Origin of the sequence: Marichromatium sp. AB32 (assembly GCF_003718675.1) — a bacterium.
Taxonomy (GTDB): domain Bacteria; phylum Pseudomonadota; class Gammaproteobacteria; order Chromatiales; family Chromatiaceae; genus Marichromatium; species Marichromatium gracile.
This window is the reverse complement of sequence record NZ_RHFJ01000014.1, coordinates 38,518-58,466: the sequence shown is the minus strand read 5'-3', so window position 1 is coordinate 58,466 and position 19,949 is coordinate 38,518. Positions and strand designations below refer to the sequence as shown.

The 19,949-nt window shown below is 70.1% G+C and carries 22 protein-coding genes; 16 read left to right on the top strand and 6 right to left on the bottom strand.

The window, feature by feature from the left end:
- The first annotated feature begins 1 nt into the window (after position 1).
- On the top strand, positions 2-868 hold the full coding sequence (gene prmC, locus EBL85_RS06580; RefSeq protein WP_200189272.1) for a peptide chain release factor N(5)-glutamine methyltransferase: 867 nt from the start codon (positions 2-4) through the stop codon (positions 866-868).
- On the opposite strand, the gene EBL85_RS06575 is transcribed toward prmC, so the two are convergent.
- Positions 821-1,630 carry a 1-acyl-sn-glycerol-3-phosphate acyltransferase gene (locus EBL85_RS06575; protein ID WP_123141123.1) on the bottom strand — a complete coding sequence of 270 codons (810 nt, stop codon included), beginning with the start codon at positions 1,628-1,630 and terminating at the stop codon, positions 821-823. The genes prmC and EBL85_RS06575 overlap by 48 nt on opposite strands.
- 208 nt (positions 1,631-1,838) lie before the next feature.
- On the opposite strand from EBL85_RS06575, the gene EBL85_RS06570 reads away from it, so the two are divergent.
- From EBL85_RS06570 to EBL85_RS06560, 3 genes are read left to right on the top strand one after another with little or no spacing between them, the layout of a single operon-like run.
- Entirely contained in the window at positions 1,839-2,249 is a 411-nt protein-coding gene (locus EBL85_RS06570; RefSeq protein WP_123141122.1) for a hypothetical protein, read from the top strand.
- A 40-nt stretch (positions 2,250-2,289) separates the two neighbouring features.
- The gene (locus tag EBL85_RS06565) at positions 2,290-3,036 is read left to right on the top strand and encodes a molybdopterin-synthase adenylyltransferase MoeB (RefSeq protein WP_123141121.1); all 747 of its coding nucleotides are present in this window, start codon (positions 2,290-2,292) and stop codon (positions 3,034-3,036) included.
- Positions 3,037-3,080: 44 nt separating this feature from the next.
- Positions 3,081-3,614 carry a hypothetical protein gene (locus tag EBL85_RS06560; RefSeq protein ID WP_123141120.1) on the top strand — a complete coding sequence of 178 codons (534 nt, stop codon included), beginning with the start codon at positions 3,081-3,083 and terminating at the stop codon, positions 3,612-3,614.
- Here the strand turns inward: EBL85_RS06560 and ubiA are convergent.
- Entirely contained in the window at positions 3,599-4,501 is a 903-nt protein-coding gene (ubiA, locus tag EBL85_RS06555) for a 4-hydroxybenzoate octaprenyltransferase (protein WP_123141119.1), read from the bottom strand. The two genes, EBL85_RS06560 and ubiA, sit on opposite strands and share 16 nt — an antisense overlap.
- Before the next feature lie 175 nt (positions 4,502-4,676).
- A complete protein-coding gene (gene recG, locus EBL85_RS06550) occupies positions 4,677-6,833 on the bottom strand; it encodes an ATP-dependent DNA helicase RecG (protein ID WP_223806078.1) in 2,157 nt (718 codons plus the stop codon).
- A gap of 71 nt (positions 6,834-6,904) precedes the next feature.
- Here recG and EBL85_RS06545 point away from each other — a divergent pair, with 71 nt between their 5' ends.
- Positions 6,905-7,321 carry a secondary thiamine-phosphate synthase enzyme YjbQ gene (locus EBL85_RS06545; RefSeq protein ID WP_123142476.1) on the top strand — a complete coding sequence of 139 codons (417 nt, stop codon included), beginning with the start codon at positions 6,905-6,907 and terminating at the stop codon, positions 7,319-7,321.
- Positions 7,322-7,328: 7 nt separating this feature from the next.
- Here the strand turns inward: EBL85_RS06545 and mltB are convergent, their stop codons facing one another.
- Together mltB and EBL85_RS06535 are read right to left on the bottom strand one after the other, a co-directional pair.
- Complete coding sequence (mltB, locus tag EBL85_RS06540; RefSeq protein ID WP_123141116.1) at positions 7,329-8,411, bottom strand: lytic murein transglycosylase B; 1,083 nt, start codon at positions 8,409-8,411, stop codon at positions 7,329-7,331.
- Between the two features lie 125 nt (positions 8,412-8,536).
- Positions 8,537-8,923 (bottom strand): RidA family protein, encoded by a 387-nt coding sequence (locus EBL85_RS06535; protein WP_123141115.1) that lies wholly within the window; start codon positions 8,921-8,923, stop codon positions 8,537-8,539.
- Between the two features lie 106 nt (positions 8,924-9,029).
- On the opposite strand from EBL85_RS06535, the gene EBL85_RS06530 reads away from it, so the two are divergent.
- From EBL85_RS06530 to hcp, 4 genes are all read left to right on the top strand, one after another.
- Positions 9,030-9,914, top strand: coding sequence for a phosphoribosylaminoimidazolesuccinocarboxamide synthase (locus EBL85_RS06530; RefSeq protein WP_123141114.1), 885 nt, complete (start codon positions 9,030-9,032; stop codon positions 9,912-9,914).
- A gap of 310 nt (positions 9,915-10,224) precedes the next feature.
- A complete protein-coding gene (locus tag EBL85_RS06525) occupies positions 10,225-10,605 on the top strand; it encodes a c-type cytochrome domain-containing protein (protein ID WP_123142475.1) in 381 nt (126 codons plus the stop codon).
- Positions 10,606-10,745: 140 nt separating this feature from the next.
- Complete coding sequence (locus EBL85_RS06520) at positions 10,746-11,324, top strand: DUF302 domain-containing protein (RefSeq protein ID WP_123141112.1); 579 nt, start codon at positions 10,746-10,748, stop codon at positions 11,322-11,324.
- Between the two features lie 118 nt (positions 11,325-11,442).
- Positions 11,443-12,738 carry a hydroxylamine reductase gene (gene hcp, locus EBL85_RS06515; protein ID WP_123142474.1) on the top strand — a complete coding sequence of 432 codons (1,296 nt, stop codon included), beginning with the start codon at positions 11,443-11,445 and terminating at the stop codon, positions 12,736-12,738.
- 3 nt (positions 12,739-12,741) lie between these two features.
- Here hcp and EBL85_RS06510 read toward each other — a convergent pair whose 3' ends face one another.
- Entirely contained in the window at positions 12,742-13,440 is a 699-nt protein-coding gene (locus EBL85_RS06510; protein WP_123141110.1) for a Crp/Fnr family transcriptional regulator, read from the bottom strand.
- A 164-nt stretch (positions 13,441-13,604) separates the two neighbouring features.
- On the opposite strand from EBL85_RS06510, the gene EBL85_RS06505 reads away from it, so the two are divergent.
- From EBL85_RS06505 to EBL85_RS06475, 7 genes are all read left to right on the top strand, one after another.
- The gene (locus EBL85_RS06505; protein ID WP_123141109.1) at positions 13,605-13,991 is read left to right on the top strand and encodes a DUF805 domain-containing protein; all 387 of its coding nucleotides are present in this window, start codon (positions 13,605-13,607) and stop codon (positions 13,989-13,991) included.
- Positions 13,992-14,060: 69 nt separating this feature from the next.
- The gene (locus EBL85_RS06500; RefSeq protein ID WP_123141108.1) at positions 14,061-15,209 is read left to right on the top strand and encodes an efflux RND transporter periplasmic adaptor subunit; all 1,149 of its coding nucleotides are present in this window, start codon (positions 14,061-14,063) and stop codon (positions 15,207-15,209) included.
- Positions 15,206-15,871: an ABC transporter ATP-binding protein gene (locus EBL85_RS06495; RefSeq protein WP_123141107.1), complete on the top strand. Its 666-nt coding sequence runs from the start codon at positions 15,206-15,208 to the stop codon at positions 15,869-15,871. Before EBL85_RS06500 ends, EBL85_RS06495 begins: the two co-directional genes overlap by 4 nt.
- A gap of 108 nt (positions 15,872-15,979) precedes the next feature.
- Positions 15,980-17,053, top strand: a complete 1,074-nt coding sequence (locus EBL85_RS06490; protein WP_123142473.1) for a diguanylate cyclase — start codon at positions 15,980-15,982, stop codon at positions 17,051-17,053.
- On the top strand, positions 17,053-18,258 hold the full coding sequence (locus tag EBL85_RS06485; RefSeq protein WP_123142472.1) for an ABC transporter permease: 1,206 nt from the start codon (positions 17,053-17,055) through the stop codon (positions 18,256-18,258). Before EBL85_RS06490 ends, EBL85_RS06485 begins: the two co-directional genes overlap by 1 nt.
- A gap of 11 nt (positions 18,259-18,269) precedes the next feature.
- Positions 18,270-19,466, top strand: coding sequence for an ABC transporter permease (locus EBL85_RS06480; protein WP_123142471.1), 1,197 nt, complete (start codon positions 18,270-18,272; stop codon positions 19,464-19,466).
- A gap of 127 nt (positions 19,467-19,593) precedes the next feature.
- Positions 19,594-19,902 (top strand): Hpt domain-containing protein, encoded by a 309-nt coding sequence (locus EBL85_RS06475; RefSeq protein ID WP_223806077.1) that lies wholly within the window; start codon positions 19,594-19,596, stop codon positions 19,900-19,902.
- Positions 19,903-19,949 lie beyond the last annotated feature (47 nt).

Below are 19,949 nucleotides of genomic sequence, written 5' to 3'. Positions count from 1 at the left end.
GGTGGCCCGAGCGCCCTCCCCCGCCACCTTCGCCGAGCAGCGCACCGACGAGACCCTGACCCGCGCCGCTGGCGCACTGGCTGCACTCGCCGGCGCGGCGGCCCGGCTCGAGGCCGAGCTGCTGCTCGAGCAGTGCAGCGGCTGGTCGCGCACCAGCCAGCGTGCCTGGCCCGAGCGCCCGCTCGATGCCGCCACCGCCACGGCCTTCGCCGCGCTGCTCGGACGTCGACTCGACGGCGAGCCGATCGCCTACATCCGCGGCACCCAGGCGTTCTGGACCCTCGAGCTCGACGTCACCCCGGACACCCTGATCCCGCGCCCGGAGACCGAACTGCTGGTCGAGACCGCGCTGGCGCGCGGCCCGGCGGGCACGGCCACCGTGCTCGACCTCGGCACCGGCAGCGGCGCGATCGCCCTGGCCCTGGCCAGCGAACGCCCGCGCTGGCGGATCACCGCCACCGACCGCAGCAGCGCGGCGCTCGCCGTAGCACGCGCCAACCGCGACCGCCTGGGACTCGACGTCGACCTGGTCGCGGGCGACTGGCTCGGGGCCGTCGCCACCGGGAGCTGCGACCTGATCCTCAGCAACCCGCCCTATATCGACGGCGACGACCCCCATCTCGACCAGGGCGACCTGCGCTTCGAGCCCCCCGGCGCGCTGACCCCGGGAGCCGACGGGCTGGCGGCGATCCGCGCCATCCTCGCCGATACGCCGCGCTGTCTGCGTCCCGGCGGCTGGCTGATGGTCGAGCACGGCTGCGACCAGGGCGCTGCGGCGCGCGCGCTGTTCGGCGGCGCCGGGCTCGTCGAGGTCGCAACCCTAGACGACCTCGCCGGACTCGACCGGATCACGCTCGGGCGCCGCTGATCGCGGCGCAGGCTGACCCTCTTCCATCCCCAACCGCCGCGCCGCGGTCTCGCGCATCCACTGCTCGACCCGCGCGCTGAGCCGCTCGGGATCACCGTCGCCACAACCGATCGGCGCCCCGATGATCAGCCGGATACGCCCGGGGCGGCGCAGCAGCGAGCGCGCCGGCCAACAATGACCGGCATCGTGCACCATCGGCAGCACCCGCACCCCGGCCTTGCAGGCGAGCTTGGCACCACCGCCGTTGAACCGCCCGATCCGCCCCGGCGGCTGGCGCGTCCCCTCGGGATAGATCACCACGCTGATGCCCGCGCGCAGCCGCTCGCGCCCGACCCGGAGGATGGTCTTGAAGGCGTTGACCGGGCGGCCGCGATCGATCGCGATCGGCTTGAGCAGCGCCAGCCCCCAGCCGAAGAAGGGCACCCACAGCAGCTCGCGCTTGAGCACCGTGGCCTGCGGCGAGACCAGCAGCTGCAGATAGAAGGTCTCCCACTGGCTCTGGTGATTGGCCATCACTACCACCGCCTCGCCGGCGGGGATGTGCTCGCGCCCCTCGACGACGATCTCGATGCCGTTGAGCCGGCGCAGCAACCACATGGTGGCGCGCGACCACAGGTTGACGAAGCGATAGCGCTGCGCGAAATCCATCCAGGGCGCCAGCAGCAGCGAGATCAGGCTGTGGACGATCCCCATCAGGTTGTAGAGGACGAAGAACAGGAGGCTGCGCAGCCACACCCCCAGGTCGGCCTTGTCGTTGTACATCGGCAAATCCGCTCCCATCTCTCGGACAGCAGGTCTACGGCCATCGCACCCGGCAGCACGCCCGGAATCAGGCCCTGCGCGCGCCGCCGACGCGACATCGTCACCCGTCGGAACAGGCGACACGCGGCCCGATTATAGCCACCGCCGCGACCGACCGGTCCGCCCGGGTTGATTCTTTCGCAACCACGACTAGCATTGGGCAGCCACTATGGACAGCGTCGACGTCGACCGTATCAAGGAGCGCGAGATCCCGTTCCAGGAGTTGCATCCGAACCCCGATCAGGCCGCGACCGCCGCGGCCTTCCTCGCCGAGGTCGAGGGCGTACTCGCCACCGAGGCGCTCTCGCCCTGTCTGCTGCGGGTGCGCTACGACGTGCTCCAGCTCACCCTGCAGGAGATCGACGAGGCGCTCGGCGAGCTCGGGTTGCATCTCGACAACGGGCTGCTCCCCAAGGTCAGGCGCGCGCTCTATCACTACACAGAGGAGACCCAGCGGGCCAATCTCGGCTACCCCAGGTGCAAGGGCAACTGTCTCAAGCAGGTCTTCGCCAAGCGCTACGCGCAGATCGAGCACGGCTGTCGCGACCAGCGGCCCGAGCACTGGCGCCGCTATCTCTGAGTCGCCACGACACCCGCCCGGGCCGGCCCGCAGCAGTACCATGAACCCGCATCCAGACCCACGCTACAGCCGCCAGATGCTGCTCCCCGGCTTCGGCGAGGACGGTCAGCGACGCCTGCGTCAGGCACGCGTGCTGCTGATCGGACTCGGCGGCCTCGGCTCGCCGATCGCCATGTATCTGGCCGCCGCCGGTGTCGGCGAGCTGCGCCTGGCCGACTTCGACGCCGTCGACCTCTCCAACCTGCACCGCCAGATCGTGCACGACAGCACCACCGTCGGCCGACCCAAGGTCGACTCGGCGATGACCCGGCTGGCGGCGCTCAACCCCGAGGTCGCGCTGGTGCCACTCAAGGGCAGCGCCACCGCCGCCCGGCTGCCCGAGCTGATCGCCGACGTCGATCTGGTGATCGACGCCTGCGACAACTTCGCCACCCGCTTCGCCATCAACGCCGCCTGCATGAGCGCCGGCATCCCCCTGGTCTCGGGCGCGGCGATCGGCACCGAGGGCCAGGTCAGCGCCTTCTCCGCTCGTCCCGGCGGCCCCTGCTACCAGTGTCTTTATCCACGCGAGGTCGGCGAGGAGGAGGGCTGCGCGGTGCGCGGCGTGCTCGGACCGGTGGTCGGCATCATCGGTGCCACCCAGGCCACCGAGGCGATCAAGATCCTCACCGGCATCGGTGAGCCGCTGTTCGGTCGGCTGCTGCTGCTCGATGCGCTGCGCATGCAGTGGCGCAGCCTGACCCTCCCCCCCGATCCCGACTGCCCGGTGTGCGGCGGGCACGGATGACCAGCAGGCCGCCTCGCGCGGCCCCGCAGCCGGAGACCCCTCAGATGCGATTCGCAGTCAGCCCCGACGAACTCCGCCGCGCCAAGGTGCCGCACGAGCTCTTTCTCACCAACTTGATCGGCAACCACATCCTGATGACGGTGGCCATCGGCGGCATCGCCGGCAGCTTCCCCTGGCTGCTGGCGCTGATCCCGACGATCTCCTTCGCCATCCTCGGCTTCATCCTGTGGCGGGCACGCCGCGCCCGCGGGCGCGACCCCTGGTACGTGATGTGTCACTGGCAGGTATGCGCGCGCCGCAGCCGGATCTTCCTGACCATGCTGACACTGCTGGTGGCGAGCGCGACCCTCGGCTGGGTCGGCTACACCTATGGCGGGATGATGAAGGAGGCGGTGTGGGCGCTGGTCGCCGGCACCGGCATCCTGCCGGTGATGGCGACCGTGCTGGTGCTGGTGATCGTCGAGTCCGACGCCCTCTACCACGCCCACGAGGCGCGGCTACCGGCCTGGGTGGTGGCGCGCCATCCCGCCCCGATCGCACAACAACGGATCGAGGGCGAGGCTCAACCGAGCGCGTAGTCGAGCACCAGCCCGACGAACACCGCCATGCCGAAGTAGTTGTTATTGAGGAAGGCGGCAAAGCAGGGGTCGGGCTCGCGCGCGCGGATCAGCCATTGCTGATAGAGGGCCAGCCCGGCGGCGGCGGCCAGCCCGAGCAGGTACCAGCCACCGCGCCCGGTGGCCATACCGACCCACAACAACAGCGCCAGCATGATGAGCTGCAACAGCCCGATGATGACACGGTCCCAGCGCCCGAACAGGATCGCGGTGGACTTGACCCCGATCTCGAGGTCGTCCTCGCGATCGACCATGGCGTACTGGGTGTCGTAGATCAGCGCCCAGATCAGGGTGGCGACGAACAGCACCCAGGCATAGAAGGGGATGGTCCCGGTCACCGCGGTGAAGGCCATCGGGATCGCCCAGCCGAAGGCGGCGCCGAGGAAGAGCTGCGGCAGATGGGTATAGCGCTTCATGAAGGGATAGAGCGCGGTCAGCGCCACCGCCACCACCGACAGCGCGATCGTCTGCCAGTTGAGCAGCAGCACCAGGCCGAAGGAGGCCAGACAGAGGACGATGAACACCCCCAGCGCCTCGCCCGCGCTCACCAGGCCGGTGGCCAGCGGGCGCTGGTTGGTGCGCCGCACATGACCGTCGAAGTCGCGATCGGCATAGTCGTTGATCGCGCACCCGGCCGAGCGCATCAGCACCACCCCGAGGACGAAAATGAGCACGATCGACCACGGCGGCTGCCCCGCGCCGGCGAACCACAGCGCCCAGAGCGCGGGCCACATCAGCAGCAGACTGCCGATCGGCCGATTGAACCGCACCAGCAGCATGTATCCATGCAGCCGCTCACGCCAGAAGGCGGGACGCAGCGCCTTGGCTGTTACCTCTTGAAGACTCATATCGCAGGTCGACTCTCACCTGATTCGTGACATTGGCGACGATGCCCCCGTCGGTACGACAGAGGACGGGACGGTCGGCAGGGGTCGCGACGAGGCGGCCACGGGAGACGGGCCCCGGCATCGTCCGCAGGTGGAGCGATTATCGCACAGCCGCGCCGGGGGCGATCGATGCGGCTCAGGCGCGACCGTAGTCGACGCGATCCCCGAGCCAGCGACGCACCAGCGGCTCGAACAGCCCGCGATGGCTGCTCAACACCAGGTCGGCGGCCTGCTGGGCGGCGGGCAGCAGCTGCTGGTCGCGCAACGGGTCGGCGATACGGAACTGCACCGCACCGGTCTGGCGGGTGCCCAGCACCTCGCCGGCACCGCGCAGCGCCAGATCACGCTCGGCGATCTCAAAGCCGCTGTTGGTAGCGCGCAGGATCCCCAGGCGCTCGCGCGCCACTGCCGAGAGCGGCGCACGATAGAGCAGCAGGCAGTGGCTCTCGACCGCGCCGCGCCCGACCCGGCCACGCAGCTGATGGAGCTGGGCGAGCCCCAGGCGCTCGGGGTTCTCGATGATCATCAGACTGGCGTTGGGCACGTCGACCCCGACCTCGATCACCGTGGTCGCCACCAGCAGGTCGAGTTCGCCCGCGGCGAAGGCGGCCATCACCGCCTCGCGCTCGGCGCCACGGATGCGCCCGTGCACCAACCCCACGCGCAGCCCGCTGAGGCGCTCGGCGAGCTGACGCGCGGTCTCCTCGGCGGCCTGGCACTCGAGCACCTCCGACTCCTCGATCAGGGTGCAGACCCAGTAGGCCTGACGCCCCTGGGCACAGGCCTCGCGCACCCGCTCGATCACCTCGTCGCGGCGGGCATCGGGCACCGCCGCCGTGGTGATCGCCTGGCGCCCCGGCGGCAGGGCGTCGATCACCGAGAGATCGAGGTCGGCGTACATGGTCATCGCCAGCGAGCGCGGGATCGGCGTGGCGGTCATGATCAGCTGGTGGGCCAGCGCCCCCTCGCCCCCGCCCTTCTCGCGCAACCGCATGCGCTGGTGGACACCGAAGCGGTGCTGCTCGTCGATGATCACCAGCCCGAGCTCGGCGAAACGCACCTCGTCCTGGAACAGCGCATGGGTGCCGACCACCAGTCGCGCCTCGCCCGAGGCGATGCGCGCCAGCAGCTCGGCGCGCTCGCGCCCCTTGTGACGACCGGTCAGCCACAACGTGGTGATGCCGAGCTCGTCGAGCCAGCCCCCGAGGGTACGGTGGTGCTGCTCGGCGAGCAGCTCGGTGGGGGCCATCAGCACCGCCTGATGTCCGCACTCGATCGCCTGCAGCGCGGCGAGCGCGGCGACCACCGTCTTGCCGGCGCCGACATCGCCCTGCAACAGCCGATGCATCGGTCGCGACAGCGCGAGATCGGCGGCGATCTCGCCGACCACCCGTTCCTGCGCCGGGGTCAGCGAGAACGGCAGGCGCGCACGCAACCGCGCGCGCAGCGCACCGTCACCGGCGAGCGGCGGTGCGACCTGCGTCCCCTGAGTCTCGCGCAACTGACGCAGACTCGCTTGGTGCGCCACCAGCTCCTCGAAGGCCAGGCGCTGGAAGCTCGGGTGACGGCGCTCGACCAGCGCCTCCAGGGTCGCCTCGGGCGGCGGGCGATGGAGATAGCGCAGCGCCTCGCTCAAGGTCGGCAGACCCAGAGGGTCGAGCACGCTGGCAGGCAGGCACTCGGCCGGGGCGCGGGTCTCGAGCAGCGCCAGGGCCTGCTCGGTGAGTCCGCGCAGCGACGCCTGGTTCAACCCCTCGGTGGCGGGGTAGACGGGGGTCAGTCCGGGCTCGAGCCCCTCCTGCCCGGCGCCCTGGATGCGATACTCCGGGTGCACCATCTCGAGGCCGCGCGGTCCTTGACGGACCTCGCCATAGCACGACAGCCGTACCCCCGGGCGCAACGCCGAGACCTGTTGACTGCCGAAGTGGAAGAAACGCAGCATCAGCGCACCGAGTCCACCGTCGGTGAGCCACACCTTGAGCGAGCGGCGCCGCCCGAGAGCGATCCCGGCCTCGCCGATCTCGGCCTCGACCAGTGCCTCCTGGCCGACCCGCAGCTCGGCGAGCGGCACCGCGCGACTGCGATCCTGATAGCGGGTCGGCAGGTGCAGCAACAGGTCCTGGACGCTGTGGATACCGAGCCGGGTCAGGCGCTCGGCCACCCGGGGCCCGACACGGTGCAACCGCTCGACCGGGATCTGGTCGAGCGCCTCGGTGTCGTCAGGCTTGTGATCTGGTACGGTTTGAATCAAGGCGCTGCTGTCTGCTCTAATCGCCGCGCGGGCCCCGTACATGGCGCCCGTCGCTGTACGGCGCCGCGACCCCACCTTCGTCACTGGACCCGGAGACCAGCAGCCCCTCGCCGATGATCGAACAATACCGCCTCAGCATCGCGACCCGGGGTCGCGGCACCTACGAGATCACCGACGCGGTTCAGCAACGGGTGTGCCAGAGCGCCATCGTTACTGGACTTTGCCACGTCTTCGTGCATCACACCAGTGCCTCGCTACTGCTGTGCGAGAACGCCGACCCCTCGGTCCGGCACGATCTGGAGCACTTCCTCGCCCGGCTCGCCCCCGACGGCGACCCGGTCTATACCCATGCCGCCGAGGGCCCGGACGACATGCCGGCGCACCTGCGCGCCATCCTCACCAAGATGGACCTGACCCTCCCGATCAGCGACGGACGCTGCGCGCTCGGCACCTGGCAGGGGGTCTATCTCTACGAGCACCGCACCGGCGCACAGCGGCGCCGACTCACCCTCCCCCTCAACGGGGTCTGAGACGCGCTCAACGCCCGGCCAGGGCCGCGCCGTGACGGGCACGGACGGCCGCGGCGAGCTGGTGCACCGCCATGGCGTAATAGGTACTGCGGTTGTAGCGGGTGATCACCCCGAAGTTCTCGAACCCCACCCAGTACTCGGTGCCACCGCGCGCATCGAGCGCCAGCAGGCTCAGCCGCCCCCGTCCCGGCACGCCGTCGAGATCGACCCCATGGGCACGCAGCGCGGCGCGGCTGTGGGCGCTGGTGAAGCCGGTCTTGAGCGCGCCGATCCCCTGCCCCGCGCTCACCCGCACGCGCATCGTCACCGGCGCGCCGGCGCGCCAGCCGTGGGCCTTGAAATAGTGGGCGACGCTGCCGATGGCGTCGGTCGGGTCCCAGAGATCGCGCACGCCGTCGTCGTCGAAGTCGACCGCGTAACGCTGGAAGCTGGTGGGCATGAACTGTCCCAGCCCCATGGCACCGGCATAGGAGCCTTGCGGCTTGCGCGGATCGACCCCGGACTCGCGCGCCATCAGCAGGAAGGCCTCGAGTTCGCCGGTGAAGTAGTCGGCGCGGCGCGGATAGGCGAAGGCGAGCGTGGCCAGGGCATCGAGGGTGCGGGTGGTACCGACATAGCCGCCGTAGCGTGTCTCGACCCCGAGGATGGCGACGATGTACTCGGGCGGCACGCCGTAGCGCGCCCCGGCACGCTCCAGGGTGGCGGCGTGGGCGCGCCAGAAGCGCACGCCGCCGGCGATGTTGTCGGCGGTGACGAACTTGCCGCGATAGCGCGTCCAGGCCCCGTTCGGCGCCCGCTTGGCGCGCGGCGCCTGACGGTCCATCAGCTCGATGATCCACTGCTCGCGGCGCGCCTCGGAGAGCAGCCCGGCGAGCACCTCGGGGGCGAAGTCGTGCTCCCGCGCCATGCGTGCGACGAAACGCGCGGCCGCATCGCTGGCGGCGAAGTCGCCGCGCACCTCGGCGTCGGCCGCCACCGGCAGGACACCGCTGGAGAAGGGGTCGAGGGCGACGCGCTGCTGGGCGCTGGCGCTGCAGCCGGCGACCAGGACCGGCACGCAGAGGGCGAGGACGAAGGCGATGCGATGCATGGCAGACCCGGTTGATGGCTGAGGTTGAAGGAAAGGAATGGACTGGCGACCGATCGCGCCGCGGGCGCTACCGCCAATGGTATGCCAGGATCGCGCGAATACCATTCGCGTTGGCGCCGGGCGGTTCAGTCGGCCAGGGCCATCACCGCATCCATCTCGACCCCGGCCCCCTTGGGCAGGGCCGCCACCCCGACCACGGCGCGCGCCGGATAGGGCTCGGAGAAGTATTCGGTCATCACTTGGTTGACCACCGGGAAATGACCGAGATCGGTGAGGAAGACATTGAGCTTGACGATGTCGGCGAGGGTGCCGTTGGCGGCCCGGGCAACCGCCGTGAGATTGTCGAAGACCCGCCGCACCTGGGCCTCGATGTCGCCCTCGACCAGGGTCATGGTCTCGGGGACCAGCGGGATCTGGCCCGAGAGATAGACGGTATCGCCGACCCGCACCGCCTGCGAGTAGGTGCCGATGGCCTGGGGGGCCTGATCGGTGGAGATGACGCGTTTGTTCATCGAAGGACCTCAGATGCTCAGGATGGCGCCGACGGGCGTCGGGGATGGCCCACGAAGCGGCGTAAATCGTTATAATCTCAGCCTTGTCGTTCTGGGATCAACCGTCATGCCTGCGCTCTACGAATCGAACATCTCCACACTGCCGCTGCTCGGTCGCGGCAAGGTCCGGGACATCTATGCCGTCGGCGAGGATCATCTGCTGGTGGTCACCAGCGACCGCCTCTCGGCCTTCGACGTGGTGCTCCCGCAGCCGATCCCGGGCAAGGGCGAGGTGCTCACCCGGGTCTCCAACTTCTGGTTCGAGCGCACCGCCGACCTGATCCCCAATCACCTCTCCGACATCCCGGTCGAGGCGGTGATCACCGACCCCGAGACACTCGCCACGCTCGGCGAGCGCGCCATGGTGGTACGCCGCCTCAAGCCGCTGCCGGTCGAGGCGATCGTGCGCGGCTACCTGATCGGCTCGGGCTGGAAGGACTATCGCGCCACCGGCGCGGTGTGCGGCATCGCCCTGCCCCAGGGCCTGCGCCAGGCCGACCAGCTCCCGGAGGCGATCTACACCCCCTCGACCAAGGCCGAGATCGGCGATCACGACGAGAACATCGACTTCGCCCGCACCGTCGAGCTGCTCGGTCGCGAACTGGCCGAGCAGGTGCGCGACACCGCCATCGCCATCTACACCAGCTGCGCGGCCTATGCGCGCGAACGCGGCATCATCATCGCCGACACCAAGTTCGAGTTCGGACTCGACGAGGCGGGCCGGCTGCACCTGATCGACGAGGTGCTCACCCCCGACTCCTCGCGCTTCTGGCCGGCCGACGAGTACCGCCCGGACACCAGCCCGCCGAGCTTCGACAAGCAGTTCGTGCGCGACTATCTCGAGACCCTCGACTGGGACAAGACCCCGCCGGGGCCGGAGCTGCCGCAGTCGATCATCGACCGCACCGCCGCCAAGTATCTCGAGGCCGAGCAGCGCCTGACCGGCGCCTGAGTCCGCCCTCCCCGGGGGTGATCCCACACCCCCGTCGTCCAAGCCCAGCCCCGACCAGCGGGGCACGAAAAGCTGACCTAGGCCGGTATCACACACCTTGTCGATGGCCGGGAGTCGACTAGCATTAGAATCAACGGGGCAATTGTCAGTGGCCCGTGCCCACCGATGATTCATCAGGGGGCAAGCCGTCGAACTGCACGGTGAGCGGTCGGCATCCAGGGGCGGAACACCCTCGACCAGCGTGGCGAACACGGCAGGCCAGGAGCATTGGTGGCACGAGCCGTGTCGTGTCAACGAAGGAGAGAGGGCGATGACCAGTCGAATCCGCACGATCGCGATGATGGGGCTCCCGGCCCTGCTGGTGCTCGGTGGCTGCGGGCAGCAGGATCGCGTCACCTACGAGATGCACATCCAACCACTGCTGGAGACCCATTGCGTCGAGTGTCACCTGCCGGGCGGCGCGGGCGCCGAGGCCAGCGGCTTCCAGGTCGTCTCCTACGACACCCTGATGAAGGGCACCAAGTTCGGTCCAGTGGTGGTGCCGGGCGATGCGCTCTCGAGCAGCCTCTACCGTCTGCTCGCCGGCGAGGTCGATCAATCGATCCGCATGCCCCACGGCAAGGATCCACTCGCACCGGAGCAGGTCGCGCTTGTCGAGACCTGGATCGAGCAGGGCGCGCCCGAGCGCTGACCCCTCCAGTCCGGCTCGCCGCAGGCGCGCACGGGACCGGGCCTCAGGCCCCCACCCCATCTTGAGCACATGCGCCCGTCCCCACCGGACGGGCGTCTCGGGGTCCCGCGAGGGGCCCCTTCGTCAATGGAGGGATATGGATGAGACTGGCCCGCAACCTGTTTGCCATCTTCGGGGTGCTCTGTCTGCTCGCCATCGGCTATGGCGCCGCACGACTGGCGCCGATCCTCGCGACCTTCGACCCCGGCGCACCCCGGGTCTATGCCGAGTTCGGCCAGCGTCTGCTCGCGACCGGCGACCCCGGCATGGCGATGATGTGGTCGGTCCCCGTCGAAGAGGGGCTCGCGACCGAGGACGTCGTCGACTCGCTCAAGAGCCTCGCCGTCTCCAACAACCTGCTGTTCGTCGGCGAATCGCCCTTCTATCAGCAGATCGAGGCGATCACCGGCGAGCCCTATCGCTATGTCAACTTCCTCTCCTTCTGCGACGCCCGGGTCGGGCGCCAGATGCTCGAGCACCGCAACGAGTACAGCGGCTTCATGCCCTGTCGCATCGCCCTGGTCGAGGACGCCGAGGGACGGCTACACCTCTACAGCATGAACCTCGACCTGCTGATCCACGGCGGTCGCCCGCTCCCCCCGGAGCTTGAGCAGTCGGCCACGCGGGTGCGCGACATCATCTGGAGCATCATGCAGGGGGCGGCGGTCGGCGAGTTCTGATCCACGGGGACGGATTTGACCTCCATCAAGGGGCGATCGACGAGAGCGGACGAGACTGCGCCCGTCCCCGCCGTCAGTGACGCGGGACAGGTCCCGTCCGCCCACAGGAGATCGCCCCATGTATTGCAACCAGTGTGAACAGACCTTCCGCAACAGCGCCTGCGTGAACTCGCCCGGCACCTGCGGCAAGGACGCCGACGTACAGTCGCTGCAGGAGACCCTGCTCTACGGCCTCAAGGGGATGGCCGCCTACGCCCATCACGCACGCCGCCTCGGCCACCACGACGAGACCGTCTCGGCGTTCATCGAGGAGGCGCTGTTCGTCACCATGACCAACGTCAACTTCGACCCCGAGGCGCTGCTCGACTACTGTCTGCGCTGCGGCGAGATGAACCTGCGGGTGATGGAGCTGCTCGACGCGGCCCATGTCGAGACCTTCGGCGCCCCCGCCCCGAGCCGGGTGCGCGAGGGCACCGCGGCCGGTCCCGGCATCCTCGTCACCGGCCACGATCTGCTCGATCTCTGGGAGCTGCTGTGCCAGGTCGAGGGCACCGCGATCCGCGTCTACACCCACGGCGAGATGCTCCCCGCGCACATGTACCCGAAGTTGCGCGATCATCCCAACCTGGCCGGTCACTACGGCGGCGCCTGGCAGGATCAGAAGCGAGAGTTCGCCGCCTTCCCCGGCCCGGTACTGGCCACCACCAACTGCGTGCTGATCCCGCCCGAGCAGTATCGCGACCGGCTCTACACCATCCGCGCCACCGGCGTCCCCAACGCCCGGCGTCTCCCCGATGGCGACTACTCGGCGCTGATCACCGCCGCCCTGACCTGCCCGCCCTGCCCCGAGGCGCCCGCCGGCGAATCGACCATCGGCTTCCACCGCCAGGTGCTGCTCGATCAGGCACCGACCCTCGTCGAGGCGGTCAGGTCCGGCGCGATCAGCCACTTCTTCGTCATCGGCGGCTGCGACGGTGCCGAGAAGGGGCGCAACTACTTCACCGACTACGCCCGCGCCACCCCGCCGAACTCTTTCATCCTCACCCTCGGCTGCGGCAAGTACCGCATCCGCGACCACGACTACGGCGAGCACCTGGGGCTGCCGCGGCTGCTCGACATGGGCCAGTGCAACGACGCCTATGGCGCCATCGCCGTCGCCGCCGCGCTGGCCGAGGCCTGCGATTGCGGCATCAACGACCTGCCGCTGACCCTGGTGGTGAGCTGGTTCGAGCAGAAGGCGGTGGCGGTGCTGCTGAGCCTGCTGCATCTTGGCGTGCGCGGCATCACCCTCGGCCCCAACCCGCCGGCCTTCATCACCCCCGGTGTGTTCGCGATCCTGCAGCAGCGCTACGACCTGCGCCTGACCGGCCAGGACCCCGCGGGCGATCTGGCGCGCGCGCTGGCCGCGGCCTGAGGGTCACTCCGGCCCGAGCCCAGGCTCGAGCGCGGCGAGTTCGACCAGCCGGGGGCGATCGAGCAGGGTCACATGACGCCCCTCGAGCGCGATCACACCGGCATCGACGAACTGACGCAGCGCCCGCGACAAGGTCTCGGGCTGGATCGACAGACGCGAGGCAAGCACCCCCTTGGGGACCTCCAGGCGCAGCGCGCGCCGCTCCGGCGGCAGCCGTTCGAGCAGATAGCGCGCCAGCCGACCGCTGGCGGTGTGCAGGGTGAGATGGTCGATCTCGCCGATCAACCCACGCAGCCGCTGGCTCAGCGCCCCGAGCAGCAGGAAGCAGGTGTCGACCGATTCGCGCAGCATGGCGGCGAAGTCGGCCGCGTCGATCGCGATCAGCTCGGTCGGCGCGAGCGCGCTGGCGCAGACCGGATAGCTCGGGCGGTTGAGGAACATCAGCGCTTCGGCGAAGGTCTGCCCGGGGGAGACGATCTCGATCACCTTGCGCGCGCCATCGGGCGCGAGCCGGTAGAGCTGCATCTGCCCGGCGCATACCAGGAAGAAACGCTCGGCCGCGTCGCCCTGGAGAAACAGCGACTGCTCGGCGGCCAGGGTGAGACGGGTGGTCCGCGCGGCGACCCGCTCGAGCTGCGCCGGTTCGAGCCGCGCGAGCAGGGGCGCGGCGCGCAATGACTCGATGATCTCGCGTTGCGACACTGTCCATCCCCAAGGTTTCGACCGTTCGTCGTCCATGCTAGCGCAGCCGGGCAGGCGACGCAGGCCGGGTATACTCTGGGAGACGCGCGCCGAGCGGCCGCATCCGTGGGGCGCAGCGCCAGCCGATCGCGTCCCGAACGAGAACCCCGCAACGAGACCCAGACATGCTCACGATCTTCTTTGGCGACATCAAGCACGGTCGTCTCTCCCGCCTCGCCTATCTCGGCTGTCACGCCGCCCTGATCGCCCTGCTGGTGCTGGCCAGCTTCGGCCTCGCCAAGGGGCCCGAGGACTCGGCGCTGATCGCCGACATCAAGCTGGCGGTGCTGGTCGCCATCGCCGCCGTGCTGCTGGTCGCCCAGGCCAACATCGCCGCCAAGCGCATCCGTGACGCCGGGCTGCCCGGCTGGTGGATACTGCTGTTGATCGCGCTGCTCAGCCTGATGATCGGGGCGCTGTTCGGTCACGAGCTGATCGCCGGTCTCGATCTGCTGCTGCTGCTGCTGCTGCTGGTGCTGCCGACCGAGGCATTCGGTAGACGCGAGGCCTGAGCCACGCATCGCACCCGCTGGTCCGGCGCGCTACAATGGTGCCCCGACCAGCCTCGGACACCGTCCCCGATGAAAAGGCCGTCGCCCTCCCTCCTGCTCGTCCTCGCGCTCGGCGGCGCGCTGCTGCTGTGGTGGTACATCAGTCGACCCGGACCGCCCCGGGTCGAGTTGGTCGCGGTCAGCGAGGGCGCCATCGAGCGGCTGGTCGCCAACACCCGCGCCGGCACCGTCAAGGCCTGTCGGCGTGCCCGACTCGCGCCTAGCCTGGGCGGTCAGATCGCCCGTCTCGAGGTCCACGAGGGCGATCGGGTGGGCGCCGGCGAGCTGCTGCTCGAACTCTGGAACCGCGACCTCGTCGCCCGTGTCGAGCTCGCCGAGCGCGAGGCCGAAGCGGCCACGGCCCGCGCCCGCGCCGCCTGTCTGCACGCCGAGCAGGCCGGGCGCGAGGCCGAGCGCCAGCGCCGGCTCGATACCCGTGCGATGACCTCGGAGGAGGCGCTCGACCGCGCCCAGACCGCCGCCCGCGCCGGCGCAGCCGAGTGCGAGGCGGCACGCGCCAACGCCGAGGTCAGCCAGGCCCAGATCGGGGTTGCGCGCGCCGAGCTGGAGCGGACCCGGCTCGTCGCCCCCTTCGCCGGAGTGGTCGCCGAGGTCTCGGGCGAGCTCAACGAGTACGTCACCCCCTCGCCGCCGGGCATCCCCACACCCCCTGCGATCGATCTCATCGACGACGCCTGCTACTACATCTCCGCCCCCATCGACGAGGTCGACGCCGCGCGCATCGCCCTCGGGCTGGAGGCGCGGATCACCCTCGATGCATTCGGCGATCGGGTCTTCGCCGGGGTGGTGCGCCGCATCGCTCCCTATGTCTTCGACCAGGAGAAGCAGGCGCGTACCGTCGAGATCGAGGTGGTGATGACCGAACCGCCGACCGACACGCCACTGCTCGCCGGCTACAGCGCCGACGTGGAGATCGTGGTCGAGCGCCGCGAACAGGTCCTGCAACTGCCCACCGCGGCGATCCAGGCCGGCCTCACGCCAAGCGTGCTGTTGTTCGATCCGACCAGCGGACGACTGCAACGACGCGAGATCCGCATCGGGATCGAGAACTGGGAGCGCACCGAGATCCGCTCCGGTCTCGCGCCCGGCGACCGCGTGGCGCGCACGCTCGGCGGTGAGGACGTGACCGACGGCGCTCGTATCGAGCCGGCGCCATGATCGCGCTCCGGGGGATCAGTCGCAGCTTCCGTGTCGGCGAGCAGCAGGTGCGGGCTCTGCATGGGGTGGAGCTGGATATCGACACTGGCGACTATGTCGCCATCATGGGCCCGTCGGGATCGGGCAAGAGCACCCTGCTCAACATCCTCGGTCTGCTCGACCGCCCGGACCAGGGCCGCTACCGGCTCGACGACATCGAGACCACCGGCCTCGACGAGGAGGCGCGCGCTGCGCTGCGCGGCAACCGCATCGGTTTCGTCTTCCAGTCCTTCCACCTGATCCCGCGACTGAGCGCCGCGGAGAACGTCGAGCTGCCGCTGATGCTCGCCGGCATCGCGCCCGCGGCGCGAGGCGAGCGAGTCGCCCAGGCGCTCGACCGGCTGGGGCTGACAGACCGCGCCGACCACCGTCCCGACCAGCTCTCCGGCGGCCAGCGCCAGCGCGTGGCGATCGCCCGCGCCACGGTGATGCAACCGGGGCTGCTGCTCGCCGACGAACCCACCGGCAACCTCGACCGACGCTCGGGCGATGAGGTGATCGCCACCCTCGAGGCGCTCAACGACCAGGGCGTCACCCTGGTGGTGGTCACCCACGACCCGGTCGTGGGCGGACGCGCCGGACGGCGCATCGACATGGAGGACGGCGGCATCCGTGCCCACTGACGGTCCACACCGAGGCCTCTGCATGGACGCACGTGCACCAGGACGGCAGGATTCGCCCCATCGCACTTCGCGATCCCAGGCAACACACCTGTACCAGGCACCCTCGCCATGCCCATGCCACTGCAGTCGCTGAAGCGCCTGCTCGAGACGCCACAGCGCTTTGCTCGGGACCCGCTGCTGTTTCGTCGCGCGCAGCTGCTCAACTTCACCCTGCTCGCCCTCATTGCAGTGATGACCATCGCCGCACTGTTCAACCTCATCGTCCTCGGCAACTCGACGCTCGCCCGGATCCAGCTGGCGATGGTGGCGACCATACTGCTGGCGCTATGGCATTTTCGCCGTCGCGCCAGCCTGCAGGGTCCGGCGTGGCTGGCCTCGTCTTGCGCCGGCGCGATGCTGCTGTACCTGATCATCCAAGCCAAGGGGGATAGCACCCCCTACCTGATGCTGTTGCTCTACCCCTTGTTCGCCTACCCGCTGCACGGCCCGCGTGCCGCCACCCTCGCCTATCTGGTCTTCGTCGCCGCCGTCCTCGCCGTCTTCGCCTACGACTGGCTGCACTGGGACGTGCTCAACCCCGCCAGGAAGCTGTTCAATACCCTGGTCACACTGGTGGTCGGCGGTGGCATCATCTACTACTACGAGCACACCCGCGAGGAGACGCTCAACCGGATACGCATCCTGTCGATGACCGACCCGCTCACCGGTCTCTGGAACCGCACCATGTTCGACGAGATGCTCGCGCGCGAGATCGCCAAGACCGGTCGTCATCAGCGCTGTTTCTCGCTGATCCTGCTCGATCTCGACCACTTCAAGCGGATCAACGACACCCTGGGACACGATGTCGGCGACGCGGTACTGCACGAGTTCGCGCGGCTGCTCGCCACACGCACGCGCGCCAGCGACAGTCTGGCGCGCTGGGGCGGCGAGGAGTTCGCGCTGATCCTGCCCGACACCTCGCGCCGTCAGGCCGAGCAGCTCGCACGCGACCTGCTCGGGACCGTCCGCGCACACCGTTTCCCCCGTGCCGGACGGGTCACCGCAAGCCTCGGGGTCGGCACCTTCTGTCCCGGCAACGACCGCGCGACCTTCTTCCGCGCAATCGATCAGGCCCTCTATCGCGCCAAGCGTCAGGGGCGCGACCGCTATGCCATGACCGAGGACGACCAGGCAGCCGACTGATGCGCCCCCGCGACACCGCCACCACCGCACTGCGCGCGCTCGTCGCCCACCCCGGCCGCGCCGCGCTGACCCTGCTGGCCGTCGCCCTCGGCTGCGCGGCGGTGGTCGTCCTGTCGGGGATCGGCGATGGCGCGCGCCGCTTCGTGCTCGACGAGTTCAGCCAGCTCGGCACCCGGCTGCTGATCGTCGTCCCCGGGCGCAACGAGACCACCGGGGGCGCACCACCCCTGCTCGGCGAGACCCCACGCGACCTCACCCTGGACGACGCCCTGGCGCTGCTGCGCGCCCCGGGGGTCGCGCGGGTCGCCCCGGTAGCGATGGGCGAGGCCCCGGTGTCGACCGGGGCGCTGGCGCGCGAGGTCGGCATCCTCGGCACCACCGCCGACTATCTCGCCATCCGCGAACTGACGCTGGCCGCCGGGCGCTTTCTGCCCGTCGCCGATCCCGAGCGCGCGGCGCCGGTGGCGGTGCTCGGCGCGACCCTGGCGCGCGAGCTGTTCGGCACCGCCAGCCCGCTCGGGCAGCGCATCCGGATCGCCGACCGGCGCTTCCGGGTGATCGGCGTGCTCGCCGGCGGCGGTGTGTCGCTGGGCACCGACATGGCCGACCTGGCACTGATCCCGGTGGCCTCGGCCCAGGCGGTGTTCGACAACCCCGGGCTGTTCCGGGTGCTGGTCCAGGGGCGAGTCGGCGCCGATCTGACGGTCACCGCCGAGCAGATCCGTGCCATCGTCCGCGACCGCCACGAGGGCGAGGACGATGTCACCGTGATCACCCAGGACGCGCTGCTCGGCACCTTCGACCAGATCCTCTCGACGCTCACCCTGGCGGTGGCGGCGATCGCCGCGATCAGCCTGGTGGTCGCCGGGGTGTTGATCATGAACGTGATGCTGGTGTCGGTCTCCCAGCGCAGCGCCGAGGTCGGGCTGCTCAAGGCGCTGGGGGCGAGCGCGGCCCAGGTGCGCGCGCTCTTCCTCACCGAGGCCCTGATACTCGGTGCGCTCGGCAGTCTCGCCGGGCTGGGGTGCGGTCACGCCCTGCTCTGGCTGATCGACCGCCAGCTCGCCGGGTTCACCCTCGCCGCGCCCCTCTGGGCGAGCCTGGCGGCGGTGCTCACCGCACTGGGCAGCGCGCTGGTGTTCGGACTGCTGCCGGCACGACGGGCCGCGCGGCTCGATCCGGTCGCGGCGCTCAACGGTCGTTGAGGCACGGAACGATGCGCACCACGGACCTGATGCGTTATGCCCTGGGCGCGGTCGGCGAGCGCCCCGGTCGCAGCCTGTTGACGGTGCTCGGGATCGCCATCGGGGTCGCCGCGGTGGTGCTGCTGACGGCGATCGGCGAGGGCGTGCACCGCTTCGTGCTCGCCGAGTTCAGCCAGTTCGGCACCAACCTGATCGCCGTCTCGCCGGGACGCACCACCACCCTGGGGATGTCCGGGGCGCTGGTCTCCAACGTCCGGCCACTGAGCCTGGAGGATGCCCGTGCGCTCGCGCGTCTCCCCGAGGTCGAGGCAGTGGTCCCCGTGGTGCAGGGCAATGTCGCCGTCGAGCACGCCGGGCGCAGCCGCCGCACCACGGTGTTCGGCGCCGGTCCCGGGGTCCCCGAGATCTGGTCGATGCGTCTGGCCAGCGGTCGCTTCCTCCCCGAACGCGGCGCCAATCCGCCGGCCTTCGCGGTGCTGGGGGCGGAGCTGGCGGTGCAGCTGTTCGGCCAGCACTCGCCGCTCGGCGCCCGTATCCGCGTCGGCGGCGAGCCCTATCGGGTGATCGGGGTGATGGCGCGCAAGGGCCAGATGCTCGGCTTCGACCTCGACGACACCCTCTACATCCCCGCCGAGCGGGCGCTGGCACTGTTCGACCGCGACAGCCTGATGGAGATCGACCTGCTCTACGACCGTCATGCCGACAGCGCGGTGGTGGCCGAGCGGGTGCGCACGCTGCTGATCCGTCGTCATGGCACCGAGGACTTCACCATCACCACCCAGGACCAGATGCTCGCGGTACTCGGGTCGGTGCTCGGCGCGCTGACCACGGTGGTCGGGGCGCTCGGCGCGATCTCGTTGCTGGTCGGCGGGATCGGCATCCTCACCATCATGACCATCGCCGTCGGCGAGCGTCGGCGCGAGATCGGGCTGCTGCGCGCGCTCGGCGCCGGACGCGAGCAGATCCGCTGGCTGTTCCTGCTCGAGGCGATGCTGCTGGCGCTGCTCGGCGGACTCGTCGGACTCGCCATCGGCGCACTGGTGGTGGTGCTGCTCGGGCTCGCACTGCCGGGGCTGCCGCTGCAACCGGCCTGGGACTTCGTGTTGCTGGCCGAGTGCGGCGCACTGCTGCTCGGGCTGGTCGCCGGGGTCGTCCCGGCGCTGCGCGCGGCGCGACTCGACCCGGTGCGGGCACTGCACGAGCAATGAGCCGCGCGGGTTGGACGGAAAGGGGAACTGGGGTTAGAGTCGCCGAAACACTCGGCGGTGGAGCACGATGATGCCGACCCCAGCACCCGCACAACCGCTTCGCGATCCAGCCGCAGCCCTTGCCAGCGTGGGCGGCGACGCTGAGCTCGCCCACGAGCTGTTCTGCGCCCTGCGCGCGGAGCTGCCGGCCGAACTCGAGGCGCTGCGCGCCTGTCGAGCCGAGAGCGACTGGCCGGGCCTGGCCGACTACGTCCATCAGATGCGCACGGTCATCCGCTACTGTGGCGTACCGGCACTCGATGCCGCACTCGACGCGCTCGAGCGCGCCGCTCGCATCGGTGACGCCCTGCGCATCGATCACGATATCGAGCAGGTCGCGACCCAGGCCGGACGACTGAGCAGCATGCCGGATCGGGAGACGATCGAACACGGATAGAAAGCCAACCAAACCGCACTCGACCTCCCCCCGCCAGTCTCCCTCCT